The 21,419-nt window shown below is 44.9% G+C and carries 15 protein-coding genes; 7 read left to right on the forward strand and 8 right to left on the reverse strand.

The features are described from left to right. The coding region (locus C1752_RS25545) for a ribonuclease catalytic domain-containing protein (RefSeq protein WP_146242437.1) at positions 1 to 832 on the reverse strand (832 nt) is incomplete at its 3' end. A gap of 95 nt (positions 833 to 927) precedes the next feature. Between C1752_RS25545 and C1752_RS25550 the strand changes: the two genes are divergently transcribed. Beyond that, on the forward strand, positions 928 to 1,830 hold the full coding sequence (locus C1752_RS25550) for a hypothetical protein (protein ID WP_146242438.1): 903 nt from the start codon (positions 928 to 930) through the stop codon (positions 1,828 to 1,830). A gap of 4 nt (positions 1,831 to 1,834) precedes the next feature. On the opposite strand, the gene C1752_RS25555 is transcribed toward C1752_RS25550, so the two are convergent. From C1752_RS25555 to C1752_RS25580, 6 genes are all read right to left on the reverse strand, one after another. Continuing rightward, a complete protein-coding gene (locus tag C1752_RS25555; protein WP_158535218.1) occupies positions 1,835 to 4,102 on the reverse strand; it encodes a CHAT domain-containing protein in 2,268 nt (755 codons plus the stop codon). 191 nt (positions 4,103 to 4,293) lie between these two features. Next, entirely contained in the window at positions 4,294 to 6,003 is a 1,710-nt protein-coding gene (locus C1752_RS25560) for a ShlB/FhaC/HecB family hemolysin secretion/activation protein (RefSeq protein ID WP_110988881.1), read from the reverse strand. Positions 6,004 to 6,016: 13 nt separating this feature from the next. After that, a complete protein-coding gene (locus C1752_RS25565) occupies positions 6,017 to 8,530 on the reverse strand; it encodes a two-partner secretion domain-containing protein (RefSeq protein WP_110988882.1) in 2,514 nt (837 codons plus the stop codon). 2 nt (positions 8,531 to 8,532) lie between these two features. Next, positions 8,533 to 9,858 (reverse strand): cytochrome P450, encoded by a 1,326-nt coding sequence (locus C1752_RS25570; RefSeq protein WP_158535220.1) that lies wholly within the window; start codon positions 9,856 to 9,858, stop codon positions 8,533 to 8,535. A gap of 84 nt (positions 9,859 to 9,942) precedes the next feature. Further along, positions 9,943 to 11,619 carry a serine/threonine-protein kinase gene (locus C1752_RS25575; protein WP_110988884.1) on the reverse strand — a complete coding sequence of 559 codons (1,677 nt, stop codon included), beginning with the start codon at positions 11,617 to 11,619 and terminating at the stop codon, positions 9,943 to 9,945. Next, positions 11,616 to 13,010 (reverse strand): helix-turn-helix domain-containing protein, encoded by a 1,395-nt coding sequence (locus C1752_RS25580; RefSeq protein WP_110988885.1) that lies wholly within the window; start codon positions 13,008 to 13,010, stop codon positions 11,616 to 11,618. The genes C1752_RS25575 and C1752_RS25580 overlap by 4 nt, the downstream gene beginning before the upstream one ends. A gap of 188 nt (positions 13,011 to 13,198) precedes the next feature. On the opposite strand from C1752_RS25580, the gene C1752_RS25585 reads away from it, so the two are divergent. The 4 genes from C1752_RS25585 to C1752_RS25600 all read left to right on the forward strand — a co-directional run bounded on the left by C1752_RS25585 (position 13,199) and on the right by C1752_RS25600 (position 18,235). Continuing rightward, positions 13,199 to 13,813 (forward strand): ParB N-terminal domain-containing protein, encoded by a 615-nt coding sequence (locus C1752_RS25585; RefSeq protein WP_146242439.1) that lies wholly within the window; start codon positions 13,199 to 13,201, stop codon positions 13,811 to 13,813. A gap of 259 nt (positions 13,814 to 14,072) precedes the next feature. Continuing rightward, positions 14,073 to 15,173: a ParB N-terminal domain-containing protein gene (locus tag C1752_RS25590; RefSeq protein ID WP_110988887.1), complete on the forward strand. Its 1,101-nt coding sequence runs from the start codon at positions 14,073 to 14,075 to the stop codon at positions 15,171 to 15,173. Positions 15,174 to 15,350: 177 nt separating this feature from the next. Beyond that, the gene (locus C1752_RS25595; protein ID WP_233501889.1) at positions 15,351 to 15,548 is read left to right on the forward strand and encodes a helix-turn-helix domain-containing protein; all 198 of its coding nucleotides are present in this window, start codon (positions 15,351 to 15,353) and stop codon (positions 15,546 to 15,548) included. Between the two features lie 644 nt (positions 15,549 to 16,192). After that, the gene (locus C1752_RS25600; protein WP_110988889.1) at positions 16,193 to 18,235 is read left to right on the forward strand and encodes a hypothetical protein; all 2,043 of its coding nucleotides are present in this window, start codon (positions 16,193 to 16,195) and stop codon (positions 18,233 to 18,235) included. A gap of 344 nt (positions 18,236 to 18,579) precedes the next feature. On the opposite strand, the gene C1752_RS25605 is transcribed toward C1752_RS25600, so the two are convergent. Continuing rightward, on the reverse strand, positions 18,580 to 18,849 hold the full coding sequence (locus tag C1752_RS25605; RefSeq protein ID WP_110988890.1) for a hypothetical protein: 270 nt from the start codon (positions 18,847 to 18,849) through the stop codon (positions 18,580 to 18,582). Between the two features lie 630 nt (positions 18,850 to 19,479). Between C1752_RS25605 and C1752_RS28155 the strand changes: the two genes are divergently transcribed. Beyond that, a complete protein-coding gene (locus C1752_RS28155) occupies positions 19,480 to 19,707 on the forward strand; it encodes a hypothetical protein (protein ID WP_146242440.1) in 228 nt (75 codons plus the stop codon). Between the two features lie 13 nt (positions 19,708 to 19,720). Next, positions 19,721 to 21,418 carry an OmpA family protein gene (locus C1752_RS25610; RefSeq protein ID WP_158535221.1) on the forward strand — a complete coding sequence of 566 codons (1,698 nt, stop codon included), beginning with the start codon at positions 19,721 to 19,723 and terminating at the stop codon, positions 21,416 to 21,418. Position 21,419: the final 1 nt, after the last annotated feature.

The raw sequence follows: 21,419 nt of genomic DNA on the forward strand, positions 1-21,419 counted from the left end.
AAGCAAAGTGTCCAATGAGCGCGGGGCCATACTCAGCTCTATTCATCCAGCCTTGCAGTCGCCGCCGAATCGCGGTGGCCGACCCCAGCACCAGCAACGCCTGCAGCATCTCGTCCTGGCCGGGTGCGATCGCTTTGGCCGTGTGGTTTCGGTAGAGGGCTGGCTGATCACGGTCGGCTAGCCACTGGGCAGCAGCAGTATTGGCCGCAATCATAAATTCTTCGATTATTCTGTGGGAATGGTATTTCGCATTGGGATTGGAGGAGAGTTTGCCTTCTTCATTGATGTATATGTTTTTACCGAAAGCTGATGCTCCAATAGCCCCTGTTGCCATCCGCTGCTGGTTTAACTTGGCGGCCCACTGCTGGCAGAGCTTTAGCGTATTGTGCCAGCGGAGTTTGGGGCTTGCAATGGCGTAGTCGGCTTCAGCGTAGGCAAAGCGTTTGGCGCTACTCAGGCAGGACTCGAAAATCTTGCAGTTGCTGACTGAGCCGTCATTGGCTAGCTTTAGCTCAAACGTCAGTGTGGCTCTCGACTGTCCCTCTTGTAGGCTCAGTGTTGACTCACTCAAAATCCTCGGCAGCATGGGGCTGTTGCCCTGCCGGTGGTATCGCGTCTGGGTGGTTGCGATCGCGCTGTAGTCGAGGGGGGAGTTAAGAGGGATGTGCTCGGATACATCTGAGATATGGACTTGGATGGTTGCGCCTGTGTTGGTTTCTTCGCACCAGATCGCATCGTCGAGGTCGAGAGAGGTGGGGCCGTCGATGGTGATGCCTCGGACTTGGATGCGATCGTATGGGAGAGGGTGGGTTGCGATCGATTTGAAAGTCATGGAAAAATTGAAGGGCACCAAATTAATTTTTCTTTGTAGGTAATCCTGTATCTTAAAGGAGGGAATTTGTCTATTATCCTGCCTACCAAATTTGTATGCTGAGAATTCTTTTCATTGTTGGCTTGATCGCTTATCTCCCTATCCCTACTGCTACAGCCCAGTCTACTCCTGCAAAGAGAACTGAGAAGAGTTGTCAACCAATTGGGAGAATCGTTGGCCCTAAATCACAAAAAGTCTGTTATGGATTATCCGCAAACTTTGTAGGTAACTTACAAATGCTTTGCTATTCGACTTTGGAACTGATTCCTATCGTCGGTGGCAAGATTCAAAAACGGTGTCTCCCGGTTAAGGAGAGGCAGGCGGTAAGGCGAACTAGGAGTGGGGGAGGCGATTCAGTCAATCTCATTGAACCTTATGGTTCAGCTCTGATAGAGAATCGACCAACTATAACATGGGAATATGTAGCAGGTGCTGCTGCTTATCGAGTCAAAGTCGAGGAAGCAGGCTCTAACTTTTTTTGGGCCAGAACTGTTGAAGATACTACCCTGAGTTATCCCTCAGATATAGCTCCTTTGCGTCCAGGAGGAGTGTACACGATTTTGGTAGAACCTCAGGGAGTTGAGTTTTCTACTTTGGCATCGAAAACAGTTGTTTCTTTAGGTGAGGCACAGAGGCAAAAGATTGACAAAGCTTTAGTTACGTTAAAGTCAAATGGAGTTAGTGCAGATGAGCAAGCGCTTGATTTAGAACAGGTCTATCGTAGTCAGGGTCTCATTCAAAAATCGATCGGCGTCTTGCTAAACAGGATTCATTCAGGAACGCTAAACTCAGAAATCTATCTAATCTTAGGCGATCGCTACCGGGAAGAGGGCTTTCGAGAACTGGCTAAAGCCCAGTACCAAAAGACTATAGAAATTTCAACTAAACAGAACCAGCCTATTTTGCGATCCAAAGCAGAGAAAGCACTTCTCAAACTAGAAGCGTTTGCTACACCTTGAGTAATTAGGAGCTTCCTAAAAGTAAAAACGGTGCCCAAAAGTAGGGATGGCTATAATGTTCGGAATTCTTGAGCATTAGCTGTGCCTTCTGAAGCGCTTCAGCATAGGATGCCCCGCTTGCAACGTGCCTATAGAACTCACCCGCAAGTACGCTTGTCGATTCTGATTCTACGCGCCACAGGGATGCGATCGCATTTTTCGCTCCTGCTTGGGTTGCCAAACCTGCCAGACCTAACTGTGAGCGGCTATCTCCTTTAGCTGTTTCACAAGCACTTAGAAAGAGCAGATCTAGACCTGAAGAAGAATCTGTAACACCGCTGCGAATCAGGCGATCAAACTCGCCTACACGCAGACGGTCTTCCCAAGATAGTAGGTAGGTTTCGGCGGGATTACTTGAGAACTTCCCGTGGGTGGCAATATGCAAAATGGAATATTTCGGTAACTTCTGCTGAAGATTTTCCGCTGTAAAAGATTTATCCATTAGCTTTGAGGTACGCGAGTCCCCTAAAGCAGCGGAAATAGCTAATTCTTCTTGACCAACTTCAGGTAAGGAGGGAAGGTCTAAAGACCTTGCGGCGGGGCTGGTATCAGCTACTCCGGCAACCAACGTCTTTAATGTTGCTCTACCAGATTGAGATACTGCTTGAGACCCCAGGCTGTTTGAGATCTTGTACTTCTCAAGAAGGTAGCTGGTCCCGTCATGCAGGAGTCCTACTGAAGCACCATTTATCACTCCGTCTTCAACAATTATTAAGCGGTTGTCAGCTCCGATCAGATGCTCACCGGGTTCGATTAGTGCTTTATATAGCACTTTAGCGTAGGGTAAGAAAGCCTCTGAGTCCATTTGTGAGAGATTTGTGCTTTGCAAGATTCGCTGCAGTCGTGCTGCGTTTAACTCCACAATCTGCCTATCGGCTGTATAGCTGTGAAGTGTACCGTTATGCCGAACCACTACACCCACTTTGTCCCCTAGGCTAAGAAAGTTGAAAACAGTGGGCAGGTTGGGTTGTGCTTCAAGCGCTTCAAAGGCAAGCTTGCCACACTGCAAATAGTTTTCTAGGGTCACGACCTGTAGCGTTCGAGATACGTTAAGTGCTTTCTCGAAGTCAGGCTCGGGGGAGGTGACCAGCATCTGTAAATATTCTTCGTAAACAGGCTCCACATCTTCATGAAACGTTTGTTGTAGGCTGTGGTTGATGCTTAGTAGATTTCCGCGCACTTCCTCAAGGGCTGCAATTGCATTTTCATAAGACTTCAAGGCATCCTCTCGATTGCCATGCTTTCGCTGAAGTTTAGCTAGCTCCCAAGCTGATTGGTACACTGCATCCGAGGCAAATGTAGAGATTCCGATATTCTGAGCACGCCGAAAAGCACCTTGAGCGTGCTGATCTTGACCGCTATAGGCATAGAATTTCCCAATCAAAATTAGTGATAGGGCTTCGGCTCGACTGTTCTCAATCTGTTTCGCTTCGGCGTGGCTTTTTTTTGCTAGCTGGAAGGCAGCAGTTAGTGGCTCAGTCTCCAGCCCTTCAGGGAGTGCTTGGTATTTGTGGAGCCTTAGCAGGTTATCAGCTATTTTGAGGCGACCGTAAATCGCTTCAATAGGAGTGAAGAATTCAGGGTCAAACTGTGCGATCTCAAGTTCTGTAACGACATCTCCCACAAAGGGTTGAACTTTCTGCTCAAGAGCAACGAGTTCAGTTTGTTTCCCATCAACAACAATCCATCCTTGGAGCTGCTGATAGAACTGCAGCCAGTTGAGTTTAGCGTTTACTGATAGCTTTTTTGGTCCGTCGAACAGAGACTGGAGTTCTGAAAATGTAAGCTCACCCGCTGCTAAGCTCTGCTTCAATAATCCAGATTTGATCGCCGGTTCTGAAGTTAACCGATAGCGATCCTGGATCATGCTCCAGTTCGCATGATGGATGTTTGCCAAGCTGAGCTTTAGATCGCCAACAATTGATGAATCTAGTTTCCTAGAACGCCTCATAGCATACTCAAGCAGTTGCTCACCTTGATCCAGCATTGACATATTTCGGCTGACAATACCGAGATTCTGCAGTGCTGCTACGACAACTGGAGTGGCAGGCAGCTTGTCTAGCTTTAAGAATAATTCTTCTTTGTTTATCTCTTCGGGGCGATCTCGACAGATACTGGCTTCTATATCCAATGCAATGATAAGACTCCAGCAGGCATTGAAATTCTTGCCGAGCATCTGCTGGGCAATAGATTGATTTACTAAGGTGCCCATCACACCTTCGTCATTACCCATTTTTCTATATAAGAGATTGGCTTTCTCCCACGTTTGAAAGGCTTTTGAGGGAACACCCTGGTCTAAGTAGCGATGTCCTTCTTGTACCAGACGGTCAGCATGTCCCTCCATTTTTGGTTTGGATAGAGCAGCGTTCTGAATACTTACAAGTAGCAGCGTACAAAGAAGAAGGTTACGACCTATACGTCTAGCTAAAGCGGATTCCATATAATTGATAAGTGAATACCTTCCTCTTGCAGAGTACCGCGATTTTCGGGGCGATTGATGAGAGGAATACCCCATTCAGCAGTCGCTTTTAGACGATCGTTAAGTTGATAACTCAGACCTATACCAACAGATGCTAAGGTTCCAGGGGTAGGAATTACAGATTCAGAATTATCAAAACCTGTGCCCACATCGAAAAAAGGATAGAGAGTAAATCTACCGACCTTGCCAGAATAGACTGGTATGTCTAATTCAAGTGAGGCGAGGAAACCATTATCAGATAAGACAGAGTTTTGCCGAAATCCTCGAACTGTTGTTGGGCCACCAAATGCAAACTGTTCTGACGCTAGTAGAGCACGATCTGAAAACTGCAGATTTGCCCTAGCATTAAACGTAAGATTATGAGGGAGTTTTCTAGACCATCTAGCTCCAGCCTCCCACTTAAAGAACTGTCCATCTGGAGAAGACTGATTATCAGTTGACGCAACATCTACACCTAAGCTGAATTGTGACCTGAGGCCAAACGAAGATGTGTTCTGGCGTTTGGACCATTCCTGAAAGAAACGTATGGCCGTGATCCGAGTACGTCCGTCATCTTCAGACCCTTCCGAGATCGGGAATGGGATCACAGGAGAGGTGAGGCTGCTGTTTTCATGGCTGAGACTTGCGCCAAGGGCCACTTCTTCGATTTTGTTATCAGTTGTCCGCCGCAAGATAGGCTGACGGTAAGTTAGCTGTACGAAGTCAGACCGTCCTTCGATATCAAGCTGCTCGAAAGGCTCTTCAATAATGGAACTGGTGACAAATTGGTAAAACACATCTACCGTACCGTCTAGACGGTTAATAGGGAGAGAGTAGCCAACTCCTATAGCATCGCTTCCGTTTGTGTTTCGATAGCCCAAGAAGAGAGCATCTCCCAAACCAAGAACATTCAGATGCTGAAACTGAACTTGCCTCTCGAATGAACTGACAGAAGGCGATCTGTTGTTGCTAAGTCCAACTGATACATTGATTGGGTTATTCAGCCTCGCATCGACATTGAGCGTTGATGCGCCGTACTCGCTACCTTCAGAAAATGTGACGCTAATTGTGTCGATCCTTGGATCGTTGAGCAAAAATCTCAACGACTTTTGAAGCTGTTGCTCCTGCACAACGCCCTTTACATCTGCTTTGAGCCGTCTTTTGATATAAGTCGATAGACGTGAGGATTTGACGTTTATCTTTTCTAAACGACCTTCAGCTATTGTGACGGCGACTGTTGCTCCTTCAAGATTGAGTTCTGCATTGTCTGACAACCTCAAGTAGGCAAATGTCGTAATGTATCCGTTCTCGGCATACAGTTCGCCGATCGCTGATTCTACTGCGCGCAGATCGTTGTTTGAAAGAGGCTTATTTCTAAATGGCTCTAAAACAGCTTGAACTTCTTCCTCAGCAATCACTGAGTTTCCTCGGACAACAAACTTATCAATAGTGAGCGTGAAGGGAATCGTAAGCTGGTTCTCTGGAAACTCTGGTGGAACGACTTGAATAGGGACATCCGGTACAACTTCAAATTCTGGAATTTGGCGATCTTGTGGTTGCTCTGGGGGTCTAATATCCGGGATTTGAGGAGCTTCTTGAGCAACAGAGCAAAGAGGAACACACAAAACCACCGAAACAGAGACAAATAACGGCCCAAATGTTGATTTTGCTGACATTGAAGCACACTAGTCATGACGTTATTGGATTTTTGAGGCAAGCTGTACGAGCAGCTTGGAACTGAATAGCCTCATTTGGATCTGACACCAATCGGACTGTTTTGCCATCTGGGTTGAGCTTCCAGCCCACAAAGCGTTTGAATTCTTCCTTCTCACCCGTCACTGGATCTGTGATCATTAAAGGCTTATCGGCTGGTTTTCCTTGTTCGTAGAATTTTAGCCTGCTGTCAGTATAGTCCGTACTGGCGACTGGTAAGCCAGCCGAACCAGCCATAGTCAACTCACTTTCTTCACCCGTTCTATTGCAGACTACTGCAATCTTCGGAACATCTGGAGGGAGTTCCACATCTGTAGCGGCCCTCAGTAGATCAACGTTGGGTGTGGTTATAGACACAATACCGTTGAAGGGTGCCCCAAGCTGAGAAGAAGCTGAGATGATTGATGAGGGAGTTTTGAAGATAACATCAGAATCAATAATGATGCTTCCACCACTGGCTTGTTCGGCATCAGCCGAAATAAAACTGTCTTCAATAATGAGAATATCGGAATTCAGGAATATATTACCACCAGCTCCAAAACCTGAAGCAGTCGAAGATATCTGACTTGCACCACTAAGCTGAGTTAATTCAGCATTGACATTTATGTTACCTCCTCTTCCAGAAGCGGCTATAGCAGCAATGGATGATTGTTGCTCCAAGTTAATAGATGAAGCCTGTACAAATATTTCACCCCCTACACCTGTGCCTTCATTTGTTACCGCTATGGAACCTCCATCAAATACTTTTAAGGAGTTTGTTTCGAGTGATACGGTTCCAGCGTCTCCAACTGGTACTGGAGGCAGAGCAAAGAAATCTTGAAGAAAAGGATTAAAGCGTTCAATTGCAGCATTGATTGTACTGCTGGAATTTATTCCTCCTTCAGAGCCAGAAACCTCTCCTCCAATTTCGATGGAATCGGTTGCTAAGACAAATATAGATCCGCTATTGCCAACGGAGCCAGGGACTGAAGTGATGCGTCCACCATCAATTAACTGTAGCGTTTCAGTATTTAATTCTACATCCCCTAAATTACCGCTAGCAGCAGAAAATCCACCTATGCTACTGCCAACAACGGTATTCGTCTCTGGATCAATAATTAATCCACCTGAGACAACAACGTTCTCTGCATTAATAGTAATATCTCCTCCTCTAGAAGCACTCGCTACTTGAGTTGCAATGTTGCCTCCTCCTAAGACTTTTAGATCACTGGTACTAATATCAATATCACCACCCAAGCCACCAACCGTAGCAGCGATGATTGCGCTTGGTGTAAAGCCGTTACCAAGAATATCTGGAAATATTTCTGTTGTGGAAACTTCGATACTATCTTCGACATCAATCCCAATGCTTCCGCCTTCTCCAGGACCGAATGTAACAGATGAAATAACACCAGCATTCTCAATATCTATACTCTTTGCACTTATATTTATATCAGGGCCACTTCCTGTAGAAAAGCCAACAGAAACTACCCCGCCAAAAATATAAAAATCTTCATTGACAAAACGCAGTAAATTTAGAGGATTTTCAATATTGCTAATTGAAAATGAATTTTGAGCATTTAGAGAAATACTACTGGTACTATTCTCTCCAATATTTCCACTGATAACTAAGGAGTTGTCAGAAATGTTTATATCTTTTGCAGATATAGATATACTTTGGTCTGCTATGCCTGTAGCATCAATAAGGGAGGTATTTCTAAAAGAAGCATCACCGAAAGACTGAACGTTGCTAAAGTCAAAACCCTCAAATCCTTGTCCATTTAGGCCGATAATTCCATCTTTTACACTGGCGATGTTTATATTTCCAGAAGGAGCTGTAAGTACTCCAGCGTCAAATAAAACATTGCCACCTAAAAGAGATATCGATTGTCCATCCGAAGAACGAAGGCCTGTATTGCTCTCACCCAAACCTATAGGTGCATTAATCATCGGTACAGTTCTTAAATCATGACCATCGCTACGAACTTCAATATCACTTGCATTTCTAAATGATAGGCTAATTGGATTTTGAACACTGAGTTTTCCAATTTCCACTGAACCTAAACTATTAAAAGACAAACCATTTGGAAAATCTATTCTATCTGAAGTAGAGGCAAGAAAAGATCCACCTATATCTATTGATGCTCCGCGCCCAAATACTACACCATTTGAGTTTAAAAAATACAAATTTGCACTTCCTGAAGACCCTAGCAAGCCATTTATTTGAGAAATATTTACACCAGTTACACGACTGAAAATATTATTAACTTCAGGACTAGTTTGAAACCTTGCTGTTTGACCATTCGGTATGCTGAAGCTTTCAAAGCTGTGAAATACATTCTTGTCCTGCCGTGTACCTTGAGTTATCGTTGAAGTATTGCCATTCACATTGACTACCGATTTCGTAGGCAAACTTCTGTCAGGAACGATTTGGGCATTTACGGTATTGCCCGTACTGAGAAGAAAGCCGTACATCAAAGCCACTAAGCTCAATTGCTTTAACATAGACATATTCAAGTTTTCCAAAATTTAATAGGCAATCCATCTTTAGGGTATAGGAATGGTATGGAACCCATCTTAATATTTCCGGTCTGCTCTAGCTTCCAATCATATTGACTTAGTAGGCAAATAGCGAAAATTTTCATTTCAAGGTTGGCAAACTCCTTACCTAAGCATTCCCTTACACCTCCTCCGTAAGGTATCCATGAATAACTCTGATCTATCTTCTTGTCAGAGCTTTTTGAAAAACGACTAGGATTGAACTGGGTATTATTTGGGTAAACTTTCTTGTTGTCATGAGAAGCAGTAATTGAATAAGAAACATACCAACCTTTTGGAAGCCGGTATCCACTAAATTCACAGTCCTGAACCACTTTTCTAGATGCTCCACCGACAGGAGGGTTTATTCTAAGTACTTCTTTTAATACCTGTCCTAAATAAACAGCGCTCTTCAGAGAATCATAGTCTATATTTTCATTAAGCTTAAGTCGATATATCTCTTCTCTGCATTTCAACTTTGTTGCTTCATCACGGCCAAGTAGCATGCAAAATGAAGATAGAGAAGAGGATAGCGTACCATGACCAGCCAAGAGAATCGTTAAGATCTGATGCTTCACTTCATCAATCTTCAGGGGGTTTCCAGATTCGTCTATGCTCGACAGTAAGATATCTAAAATGTCGTTCATATTCGATGGCCCATTATCCATCCTAGATTTTATTATTTTTTCTATTAATGCAAGTGATTCCTTCATACTATTCAATCCCTTATAATAGCTGCTTCCAGGGATCATGATTGGAAGAGAAAAAACGCCTTTTTCCCAGACAGAGAATCTTTTCTTTAAGTCAGTACTGGATGCGCTATCGATACCAATAAGTAGCTTTGAAGCAACGTCAAATGTATAGCTGTCAAGCTGATCATATAACCTAAAACTCTTTTTGTTTTCCCATTCTTTGAGATATTTATTAGTGATTTTAGTTATGCCAAAAGTATATTTTCTCAATGCCCGTGGCTTGAAAGCATCTGCCAATATTTTTCTTCGGCTTTGATGAATATTTCCCGACTGAATAGCAACCACATCTTCACCAAAAAGCCTTCTTATACTACTAGGTAAATAGCTCTCAAAGTACTTGTTCTCATTAGATAGTATAAACTTGTTCGCTTCTTCTCCAATCATTATTACTTGTGGCGCATCATAACCTATATACTTGATCCTGAATATAGGTCCATATTTTTTTATCTTATTTGCAATAAGATTAGGATCAAATAACAGTCTGAGCGTGTCACCAATAATAGGAAGTCCATCGTCACCAGGAGGGAGAGGTAAAATGCCTGTCGCCATCATATTTTATATATTTCATCAAAGAATATATTAACTAATTTTGAAAAAGAAAGATATGTACTGAATAATGAATGTTCAATCTAGTCACCTAATCGACCTGAGGTAATCCTCTCTCCATTTCTTTACTTCGGGCTGATCATAGTTCAAGGTTAGACATTGAGATCCGTTATCGCTACTGTCTTTCCCTTTCGTATTTAGAATCTGCGTCAACAGACAGTGAGCAGCAGTGTTGTTAGAATTTAGTGCGATAGATTTACTCAATGCCTTTTCTGACAAATCCAAGCTCCCCTGCTGTAGTAGCGCCCATCCTAGGTTCTTCTGTAAGTTTGATTCTGTTTCAGACGAATTTGAATGCGTCAGTGCTATGCGTGTAAGCTCTGTGGCTTTTTTGGCCTTCCCCTCCAGTATTTCTATACGAGATAAATTGTTGTAAGCCTCCGTTGATTCATTGGGTGCAAGTGCGATCGCACTTGCATAAGCTAAAGCAGCGTCTTTTCTTTCCTCTCGCAGATCATAGAATACTCCAAGTTCAAACCAACGTTCCCATGTGGGATCAAGACGAATGGATTCTCGATATGCCTTAATGCTGCAGTCATAATCCTTTAATTCGGTACAAACCTCTGCAAGCTCTTCTATGGTGTCAGGGGCATGCACAAGCTTAATGCTGTTTTCCAATGCATCACGAGCTTTTGTCAATTCCCCTCTTTCTTCAAGTATCTGTGCATTTGCGGAATGCCAAGCAGCGACGACACGACGGCCAGCTCGATATAAGCCGAATGAGGCCATAGCGATCGCAAGGGCAACAGGAATCATCCAGATCTTGATCTTCAACTTTGGTTCAATGTTGGGTCTATGAAGCAGTCTTTCAGTAGATTCCAGTACCTCATTTGTATTGGTAGGGCGATCTCCAGGTGCCAGAGCCGTCATTCGATCCAGCAGGTTTGCTAGCCTCGGATCGAGCTTTTTGGCGTGTTCTCTCCAGAGTAATTGGCCTGTCTTTTCATCAATCGGCAACTCAAACGGTTCCCGACCCGTTAATAAGTAAATCACTGTTCGTCCAAGGGCAAAGATATCCGACTGCGGAATAGCACTTCCGCTTTCTTGTTCTGGAGGTGTATATCCACTGCTGGATAGCCTAGTTACATCGCCTGATGCAACTTTAGCAAGATAGGTATGGCTTATAGATGATCGTACGCCACCAAAATCAATCAAGGCAAGCTGTCCATCTTCCTTCAAGATAATATTTGACGGTTTTATATCTCTGTGAAACAGTTTGTGTTGGTGAATGTAATGAAGAACTGTGGATAGTTGCTTGAGATAGTCGAGTCCTAAAGCTGATGGGATAGGTCGTTTGCTATCGAGCTGCTTCTGCAATGTTTCGCCCGGTATTTTCTCCATCGCAAATCCATAGACCTTGTATTTACCGGGCAAATTCACTATGAACTGATCACTAACCAAGAGCTTAGGGATTGCTGGATGAGAGAAGGATCGAAGTGCTGAGACTTCGCGCTCGAACATACTGAAATATGGCTCATCATCCCGAAATAGAGTTTTAACGACCTTAATTTCTCCACTATCACATTGAGCTTCAAAAACTTCAGTAGGTCTCGGCACTGACAATTCAGTAAGAGAGGCAATAAGTTTGTATCGACTGTTTATCTTCAGTGGGGAACCACATGATTGACAATGCTCTGCTTCAAAAAAGTTTTCTCGACGTTCACAGGATGGATTGACACAGAAGCAGGTAGCTGGATTCGTCATGCAACTGATTGAACCTTTTGCCCAACAAAGCCTTGAGGGTCTTGTTCAATGTACTTTCTAATGACTGAGCTGAGTCTAAACTTGCTTTTCCTCTCTACCTTGGTCTCCTCGATAAGAGAACGGTTGACTAGAGAACTAACTGTACGAAGCAAGCCATCTGTAGAGCGGAACAGGCTGTGACTTTCAATGTTCTGTAAGATTTCTTCGTAGCTCACTGAATCGTGCTCTTTCATCAAATCTGCCAGTATCTTCATCGCAAAGCACTCAAATTCTGACATTGAGCTGGATGGCGAAAACTCATGATTTAAAGTTAGCAAGAGCGGATCAGCAATTATCGTCGATTGAACTCTTAGAAAATCTGCTGTACTCCCTCCGTAGATTGTTCTAACCCTTTTCGCTATGACCTTTAACATCAAAGGGTTGCCATGATATTTATTAATAAGTGCGGGCCAACAATGTCTGTCTTTCAAGCTCTGCTCTTCAAAAATAGTTTCAGCATCATCTTGAGCTAAACCTTCTAAACGAATAATCTCAGCAGCATTTCCTGATTCATGAAGGTCTGACCAGTCAAGGAATCGGGTACGACTGGTAACAATTAAAGAACTATTACCCTGATCGTTGACAAGTCGTCTGAAGAAAGGGCCATAGTCTGTATAAGGCTCACTGTAATAGTCCCAAGCCGATTGTTGTTGATCCTGTTGCAGAATCTCAGCACCATCAAGAACCAATAAACAGCGATGCTTTCTGAAAAAACGAATGAGTAAGTTTTGCAATTTGTTGACGCTGCTACCTGTTCCAAAAGGTATGCCTAGCATATCAGCTAGGTCTGCAAGGAGTTCATCAAGTAAAGGGCCGTAGCGAATCGATTTCCAAATGCAGATCTCAATTGATTCGTTTGTCTTTGACATAACTCGTTCAACAATACGAGCAGCCAGAGCTGTTTTCCCAATGCCCTGAGGGCCATCAATAAAAATATTTCTGTGATCCCGAAGAAGTCTAATACAGTGCTGAACTTGGCTGCGATAACCAACGAAGTTTCCAGTATCAGGAGGAACACCGAAAAGTATAGGAACAGAGTCAGGATTTGCTGAATTCGCTTGAATCTGTTCTGTAAGGGAAGTATCCTGAAGCATATTTTCTAAGACAGTTTTCAGATGCGTTTTTGTAACACGACATCCAAACTCTTTTGATAGAAGCTTCCAGACCCCTGGCCCAGCTCTGCAGCTGATGTAGTTTGGGCTGAAGTTTTCTCTATAAAGCTTTATCGCTTCCTCGTACCCTATTTTTTCCCAGGCAGCCAACACAGCAATTCTCTCTCCAGGTGTCAGCTCCTTACCGCGCCTTGCTTGAGAGATTTTGTTTATGGAAGTAAGGGCTTGCTCCAGATTCATCAACCCTCCAGTCCTGCAACAGGATAAACGTCACAACATCCGTAAAACTGAATTCTAACCTTAAAACATACATTTAGAGTATGGCACTATCGGCGAAAAGCATAGCCTTGGTCCCCAATATTTGTGATGATCACATGCTCATGCTATAAAACATACAAACTAACATTGCTTGGGTGTTGGTTTTGTCGGTGACTGAAAAATTAACCAAATTTCACCTCAAAGCTATGGAAATGAATAGCCTTCCCTTATGTATCTGGAAAGATAAAGATTTAAAGCTGTCTGATATCCAGGTATCTGAGCAGGTGCAGAGTCGCTCAGAAATTTGTCGGCAGACTGTCAGTACTTATGCTGCAAAGATAAATGAGGGAGAAATGGCACCTGTGCTTGTTTTTTGTGATGGGTTTCGATACTGGCTTGTAGATGGTTTTCATCGATACCAAGCAGCGAAATTGGTGAATCACACTAAGATTTCTTGCAGAGTTGCGTATGGTAGTAAGCGTGATGCGATTCTATATGCCATAGCTGCTAATATTGACAACGGCTTTAAGCGAGCAAATGCTGATAAGCGCAACGGTGTTGAGACTCTTCTCAGTGACTCTGAGTGGAGCCAGTGGAGTAATCATGAGATTGCAAGAAGATGCGGGGTTAGTCACACGTATGTGCGGAAGCTGAGATTGAAGCTTCAAGAATCAAATGAGATTAATCCACTTATACAAACTCGGCAGTCTGTGAACAGAATTGCTTTCCGTAATGGACGTGAATATCCAATAGATGTCTCAAATATCGGGCAACTAGACAGATAGCCTTCCACTCATTGTTATTTAGAGAGGTGACGCATTGCTTCGTAGGAAGCAATGCGTCACCAATTTTCGATCTCGTGGGGAGCAAATCGGTTCAGCTTTACATCAGGTGATTAAGCTATCTAGAAACGCTATCTAGAAACGTTTCTAGATAGCGTTTCTGCGGAGTCTTGACTTAAGCCTCTGAAGCCATTGTGTTGAGTGCGTTTGTCACTTTGGGAAATAGCGTATTATCCGATAGTGGTCATACGTTTAAGGTCTCATGGCAATCAACAAATCTCTGAAAAAGCAAAGCAGCCCCAGTCGTCATAAGACAGTAGAAGATGTAGAAATTCAGAAAATCCGTAGGGATGGGGGAACACAGCCCCGCGCGCGTCTAGATGAAGGAACTGTACATTCATATGCCGAAAGCATATCAGATGGAGACGAATTTCCACCTATTACCCTGTTCTATGACGGTGAAAGCTATTGGCTAGCAGATGGCTTTCATCGTGTTCAGGCACATATAGAGGCTTGTAAGGAAACCATTGCCGCTGAGGTTAGGTCCGGTACCAGGAGGGATGCAGTTCTCTATTGTGTTGGAGCTAATGCGACGCATGGCCTTAGACGATCAAATGCTGATAAGCGACGCGCAGTAGAGACATTGCTAAATGATCCAGAGTGGCACAAGTGGAGCAACAACGAGATTGCTTCTCGTAGTAATGTGAGCCACACGTTTGTCCGAAATGTGCGAGATGAAATGTCTAATGAGGGGTCTGCTTCAAGTCTAGAGGATCTTGATGCCGCGCCTGAATCTCGTTTTGCAAGAAGAGGAGGTACAACTTACACCGTTCAAACTAAGAGAATCGGTCAGTCTGCTGGTACTCCTTTAGGTCGCCAAAGAAAGAAAAAAAAGCCCATAGTTGAACCTGAGCCTGAGCCTGTTCTAAATAAGCTTAAAAAGGTTGCCAGTGGAGAAATCTGGTCGCTAGGCAAACACCACAAACTTTATTGTGGTAGTCATTCGTCTCAAAAATTCCAATCCTTGCTACCAAATGAAATTGCTTTACTTCTTGTGTTCCCTTCAGAGCCAACCGAATGGCTACCCAGAATGCCACAACAAGCTAAAAGTGCATTGATGTGGTATACCCCATACGGTGAGGATATGCACCTTGAAACCTTGCGGAACGTTGTATCCAATTGTGTCACTGCTTCTACCGATGCAGATGATAATGTCATAGTTCTAAATCTACCTGACCCTTCATTATTTCTGCTCTTTGATGAATTGCAGTGCAAGTGTTATTGCGCTGAGCCTAATCCACAACGCTGCACCGATGCAATCACTGCCTGGAGCGTTACTCAGCAATCTGTCCAGAAGCGTTGAACGCCTAAATCTCAACCGCGACAACTGAGATTAATCAATAAAAGTGCATAATTAGCCGATTATCGTCTACATCCCAAAGGCAAGAAGGAGTAGATCTCCAGGTGCATATGCTGTGGAGGTCTATGATTGGATTCAAATATTTGCGGCCCTAGAATTAAGTCAATACGGCAGCTCAAGATGACACAAGCTGAACTCTCTGCTGCTCTCGAAGTAGATTATGGAATTTACCTCAGCCAATCTGACATCTCCGAGATAGAACGCCAAGAGCGTGGCCTCAAAGACTATGAGCTAGATGCAATCTCAACCATCCTGGACGTATCACCCATGTTTCTGCTCAGGAATGAACTGGGAGATGATTTTTATGTTGATGAATAATATTTGATCATACCGAGATCCTTTGAAAATCTAGGGCTATCGTATTATGATCCCTGTAACGTCGCTTGAGAAACTGTCCGACGAACGCCTTCCAACTGTTTGACGCAGCTCCGTTTGGTTTTTGAATACCAGCCAGGGCAAAGTGTTAGGTATTTGAAGCCCAGCTCAGGCAACAATCCACACATTCAATCCCTGTATCCTTGATCGATCAAGGGTTTTAGGGTATTTTGGCTCTAATCACTCACGAACGGAGGCTTACAACATGAATTAATTGATATCCAAAGCAAAACCCCCAGCCGAAGCCGGGGAGTTGCTGTCGAATAACTTAATAGGGTTGGGGACCGAAACGCTTGGATTTGGCGATCTTCGTTTTTGGTCACCCGAGATGAGATGTTTTGATTCTATAAGCATCTTAGGGGTTTTTGCAACCTTTTTTTCTGCAAAAATTCTCTAACACCCTGTTGAGGTTTAAAAATCTTTACAGGAATACTACTAGTGAAATTTCAGGATTTCAGGAGTAGTCAAGATTCCTATTGCCCAGGATGGTTGGGGCAGCTAGGAGGATTTGACTGCAGATCTATCGAAATAAGCGATCCTTCCCAAGGGATAGGCGGATACGCATCTTTCCCTCTTGGAGGCTTCCTATGAGGGCCTCAGCAGAGCCAAGTTACCCCCAGGAGCCTCGTCGTCGCAATCAGCGACAATCTTCCAAACGACAACGACCTCAGGATCCCCTTCCGAAGAGTGAGACAGGTCAACATCTGGCCCATCTGTTTCCGAACGGCTGGAAATGGATTTATGCCAGTGCACCTGACTCCCAAGCCTCCCCCCAGTGGGAGACCATCCATCAGTTTCCCCTGACACCAATTGAAATGGAGCAACTGCACCAAGATGCGGAGAGCTTGGTGGGCATTCGCCCCGGAAGTCAAACAAGATGGCTCGTCATCGACATAGACCACGGTTCTGACTATCACCCCATTACCAACGAAAACTGGCTTCCTCGCATTCGACATGCCCTTGAGGGGGTTGGCATTGCCAGGATACTGACCTGTCAAAGTAGTTATAGTGGTGGTCTTCATCTCTACCTACCAATCCCTCAGCCTGTCAGCAGCTTTTGGTTCTCAATCTGTGTCAAGCTCCACCTTGAAGCGATAGGTATCAAGCTGTATGGGGGCCAATGTGAGCTATACCCCAACCCCAAGAAATATGTGCCCAAAGGAAAGGGATATAGCCTCTTCGCTGGCATCCGTTTACCTATGCAGCCCAACAGCGGCTTCTACCCCCTCGACTCGGACCTCAACCCACTTCCTTGGACCCTTGCCCAGTGGCTCGAAGCCTTTGAGCAAGCAGCATCCCTGCAGGACTTTACCCTGCTGCAGCACTCCATCATCCATGCCCAAGAAGCTTACCAACTGCGTCGTCATTACCATCCCAAATCTATCAGTAGCTGGCAGTCTCATATTGACCAAGAGAAGGGCCAAGGCTGGACTGGCCCCGGTCAATCGAACGCCAAGTTCAAAGCCCTTGCTTGCGAAGCCCGAGTATTCAAAGGGATGGATTCTGCAGAACAGATCGCAGAGTACATTGAGCAAACAGCTTCCCAGATGCCAGGTTTTAATGAATACAGCAACCACATCAAAGATCTCCGTCAGCGCAGCCGTGATGTGGCTCATTGGGCAATGAAGTTTTATTGGCCCAATGGTTCTGCTCCCCAACGAGAGACCCATTATCACAGTCGAGAAACCGCCCCTGCCGACTTTGGTTACCATCAATCTAAACGAGACGCTGCTCGACACCGCATCAACCAGGCTGTAGAGCAACTTCAGTCATCTTCAGGTCTACCGAAAGGCATTTGCGATCGCGCCGAAGCCATTATCTTAATCGGCCATGTCAGCAAGCAGACGCTCTATCGGAACAAATCTCTTTGGCATCCAAATCATTTCAAATTACAAGCCCCCCCAGAAATCCCTCAACCTCAGCCACAGCAAGATATTACACAACCTCAGAGTAAAAATAGAGATGGAGGCGTTAGCCAACTGCTTAAATTCCTATGGATAGGGACTCTTACACAACTCCTTATATATGTAGGGTTTGTACTACTAACTCAACAATTAGCTGCGACTGCCCTGGCCCTTAAAGGCCAAAGGGCAGATCAAGCGGCGCTGGAAGTCACAACTCTTCCAAAAGAGGGGGGTCCGGGGGGAGATTTATCTAATGAGCCAAGCGTCAGCAATATCCAAAACTGGCAACAGCTACGGCTATCGCTCCCAGAAAGGTTTCAGAGGAAGCTTCAGCAGTCTGCCAGAGAGAGTTCTGAGCCAAAAGTTATCCAACTTCCATTGGAGTTTCGCACCTCTGATGGTCCAGAGAATTTTCCAGTATTAAAACAAAAGGAGGGGGTACTTCACTCCGACTCACTGCTATCTAGGCATCATGTATCCGATTCTTGCCTTGACCCCCATCTCGGTAGGACCCTCTCCCTGTTGAGTGATGATGAGGTATTTAGGCAATGGTTCGATCTTGCAATGCAGTTTCAGATTGTCTCTGATTCGGAGTGGCATGAGGGAGAGTACTGGGTTGAAACCTTTGAGGGCTGGCGTCCATACGCTGAGATAGCGGCAACGTTTACCTTTGGTACTTTGAATACAATGAAGGATTCAGCCTCTAAGTCAAGTCAGTTTGATTGATCCTAATCCGATCCGTTGTTAAATATAAAACTTTGTGTACTGAAAGCTTTACTCTGAAAGGTTTTTGGCGTAAGCAGTAAGCTCGGAATGAATAAATGATATTTTGAAATCAAATTATTTTATAAAGAAGTATCGTTATTTGATTCCATTGTTTTAGCAACTCCTGTACCATTTAACCAGAACTTATGTATGTGATGTGTGCGCTACTTCTAGTTCTGCTGTAGCGTTATCAGTCTAGGTCTAGATATATTTTCGTAGACGAAAGAGTATTCAAAACTCGTAGCACTTCTCTGAGGGCAGCCAGTGAATTTCGCTTCTGGCTTTAGTAGCTTAGGAGTGAGCGATTACTTTTTCTTCAAATTTTTTAAGTAGTCAGAGATGATTACAGCCGCCTGTTGTTCCATCGTTCTTCTATTGCTTTCTGCTATTTCACTGAGTTCGCTCACTTCTTCTTGAGTCAACTCAATGTGTATTTTTCCAAGGCTCGCGGCCAAGTGCTCCTCTAGAAATGCAGATTTTGATTTACTGTTTGCAGCTAACTCATGGAACAGCCTAGCGATATCTTCATGAACATTACCTTGGATTTTTGGTTTATCTGTAGCCACATTACCCATTCCACAAGTCCTCATATATGTTTATCACCTAATTGGATGACTTTTGAATCAGTTGTTGATAATTTATTCATTCTGTAGTAAAAGTAGATCACTCGTCAATTACTAGTAGGCAAGTAGTGAATCACTATAGTCTATTTGTTCTTTGCCTTGATGAATACCTTTTGTTGATCTGAGAGTTGCTGATCCCTTTATCCCCTGTAATCTTTAAGTTTTCTATGATGTGATGATTTACTGTAGTGCAGTACGACATACTTGCCGATTGCTGACTAAACGCACCCCAATGCTTGGAACTATCTGTTCTGTACTCAAGCCGCCATAGGGAGACTGTAGACCGACAACTGAATAAATTAACCCCACCACTGTCCTCGCCGTCAGAAAGTCTGGTCAGTGATGGGGTGACACCCAAGAAGCCCGGATAGCAAAGCTAAGCCACGCTTCAAGGATCCTTTTCATATTACCCACATCATTGCCAGCTTCTGCAGTGCTGCTGGATTTCTGGATATTCCGATAGCTGATCATTCACTTGGTATCGGTGCTGTCGGAAGTTTTTGGGGGGCGACCCCCGCTTGCTCCCCCTTATTCCCTTCTTTAGTTCGCTCTTCAACGAACCCTTATTTATCGGAGGCACTGATGCCGAAACTCACTTCTCTTTTTCTTTTAACCTTCCCCCTGTCCTTTTGTACTGGCGTTGCAATAGCCGTAGCAGAAAACGCTGTTAATCAACCCTCTCAACGTCCTTCTGTCGAACAAACGCCCGTCAAGTTGCAGTTATCTCAGACAGTAGATACCTGCGGCAAGTACTGCGAGAACTACCCACCGGGCCTCACGAAAGTCCGTATGCGCGACTGGCAACCCTAAGCCGAGGTAAATGATGTCTAACCAACTACTAATTGCCCCGAAAGTCTGTCCTAAGTGTGGATCTGACAAAACCTTTACCCGCGATGAGCGGACCCTCTGTTTCATGTGTCAGACTCCTCTCGTCGAGCATGTACCTATGAAAATAGACCAAGAATCTCCTTCAGGGGTAATCGGTCGAGTTCGTTCGAGCGTTTTTTCAAACGAACGCCTGACCTTGATTTGGCAGAAGCTGGGCCGCAGAAAGGTGGTCGTCGGCAGTGGTCTCTTCGGAATTCTACTGCTTGGGTCTGGTTTGATTCTGGGTGCCCGCAATATCCCCTCCTCAGTAGCGCAGGGTTCTACTGAACTAGTCGCGTTAGGCGATACCTTCGTGGGCTATAGCACTCTCAGATCGCCAGAGTTTCAAGATTCACTTCAATCCCAAGGCATTGATGTCAAGTATGCTGATGACTTTGATCAAGCCTCTCGTGCCCAGAAGCTTTCCACTGGCGAAGCGGACCTGATTGTGACCACTCTTGATCAAGTCCTCCGTCATCGTCCTGAAGGCAAGATTGTGGCCATGTGGGACTATACCCAAGGCGCAGATGCGGTCGTTCTCAACACCAAGAAGTTTCCCTTGCTCAAGGACATGGATGCTTTGGCTGAGGAAGTGAAGCTAGCTGCTCAGTCGGGCCAGCAGTACTCCATCGTATATGCCGCTGATACCCCTAGCGAATATCTAGCGCTCCTGCTCGCCAATAAATTCCCTAGCTTCCGCCTAGAGCAATTCAACTTGATCCCCGTGGCGGATGCCTCCGAAGCTTACAAGCTATTGCAAGACCCGAGCCAGAACATCGCGATCGCCGTATTGTGGGAGCCATTCGTCTCTCAGGCAGAGAAGAGCGGTCATAAGGTTGTCTTGAGCAGTGCTGATGTGCCGGAGGCGATTATTGATGTGCTGGTGGCTTCCAATTACTTTATTAAACGCCAACCTGAGGCGCTGAGTCAGGTCTTGGCTGCTTATTATGGCCGGATCGATGGTTCTCGTCTGGATGCGACCGCACTCAAGCAACAGATCGCCAAAGAGGCGAAGGTCTCTGGGCCAGAGGCTCTAACGCTGCTCAACGGCATTCATTTCTTCAATGCCCGTGAAGCGAACGACTGGCTCAATGGCAATCAAATCGTTCCCAAGATTCGATACACCGGCAGCATCCTCAAAGCCTCTGGCCGACTCAATCAACTGCCAGAGCAACCCGAGCGTTTGTACACCGGCAAGTTTTTGGATCTTGCGATCGCCAACAGCACCGCGCTCGACCAGCAGCTAAGTGGAATACGCCCGAATCCACCACAGGCCCCACCAAGCCCACCTAAGGCCCAGCCCGTCACTAATATTGGAAAGATCTCTGAGGATATTCGATTTGACCTCTCCAGTGTTCTGTTAGATCCAGAAGACAAAGCGACCTTAGATACCGTGATGGAGACGGCTAAGGGATTCGGTGGAAATACCGCAATTCAGATTACGGGGCATACCTCCGCAACTGGAAGCCCCGAGCGCAATGAAGTCTTGAGCAAAGGTCGTGTGGAATCTGTTGCTCAGTATCTTAAAGGCAAAAAGTTCTCAGGCGATTTGATTGTCAAGCGTGTCGGTAGCAGTTCGCCACTGCCGGGTGTTGATCCAGCCGATGCCCGCAACCAGCGCGTTGAAGTCGAAGTAGTAAGAACCGGAGGCTAGT

Origin of the sequence: Acaryochloris thomasi RCC1774 (assembly GCF_003231495.1) — a bacterium.
Lineage (GTDB): Bacteria > Cyanobacteriota > Cyanobacteriia > Thermosynechococcales > Thermosynechococcaceae > RCC1774.